Origin of the sequence: Photorhabdus kayaii, assembly GCF_025384895.1 — a bacterium.
Taxonomy (GTDB): Bacteria; Pseudomonadota; Gammaproteobacteria; order Enterobacterales; family Enterobacteriaceae; genus Photorhabdus; species Photorhabdus kayaii.
Map to the genome: position 1 here is coordinate 1 of NZ_JAJAFZ010000199.1, position 953 is coordinate 953.

Consider the following 953-nt stretch of genomic DNA (forward strand, 5'->3'; position numbering starts at 1 on the left):
AAGCAAGGTAGAGAGCAAGGTATTGTGCAAGGTATTAAGCAAGGTATTGTGCAAGGCCGAGAGGAAGGCCGAGCGGAAGGTAAACTGGAAACGGCTCGTGCCTTATTACGGCATGGCGTGAGTTTGGACATTATTGTCACCAGTACCGGACTGAGCCGAGATAAAATTGAAACGTTAAAGCATTAAATTAATCTTCTCTTTTACAGCAAAATGCCGATATTTAAGATCGGCATTTTTGTTCTTATTTATGGCTTTAGCCAGTTTAAGTAGCGTCAGCTTCTTAAACATAAAACCACCCGCTATGCGGGTGGAAATCAAGGGTTATACCAAGAAAAACACCTTTCCGTTACGATATAGATGTTCAAGCTAATATACGTAACTCAAATAAGGAAAGGTGTTTATGGGAATTAAAGCACAAAGCTCAGCACATACAAAGTGTAGTGGTCAACTAATTCCGGACAGTAAATTAGAGAGAGCCTCAGCTTTTGCCGGTGGCACCCCCTCGTTGAACTGATGTGGCCGACTCCAGTTGTCATAATCCATCAGGTAAAAACTTATATCCCGCAGGGCTTCTGCTCTGGTCATATAACCGGTTACAGGCATCCATTCTGATTTCAAGCTTCTAAACAGCCTTTCCATTGGGGCATTATCCCAGCAATTGCCACGGCGGCTCATACTTTGCGTCATGCGATAACGCCACAGCCTTTGCCGGAATGAATGGCTGGCATATTGGCTACCCTGGTCTGAATGGAACATCACGTTTTGCGGTCTGCCGCGTTGCTCGTATGCCATGTCCAGTGCTTTAACCACTCAATCCGCATCCGGCTTTGCCGATAATGCCAGCCGCCTTCTGCCCAGATATAGGTAATATCCCCGCACCAGACACTATCTGGCGCGCTAACGTCAAATTCCCTATTGAGATGATTCGGGATATCTGACCGTTCAGTCCGGGC

General features: G+C 46.2%; 2 pseudogenes. One reads left to right on the top strand and one right to left on the bottom strand.

Annotated elements, in window-relative coordinates:
• Positions 1 to 186: pseudogene (locus tag LGZ98_RS23870) on the top strand (ISNCY family transposase); the annotation flags it as partial.
• 258 nt (positions 187 to 444) lie between these two features.
• Here LGZ98_RS23870 and LGZ98_RS23875 read toward each other — a convergent pair.
• Positions 445 to 953, bottom strand: a pseudogene (locus LGZ98_RS23875) (DDE-type integrase/transposase/recombinase); the annotation flags it as partial.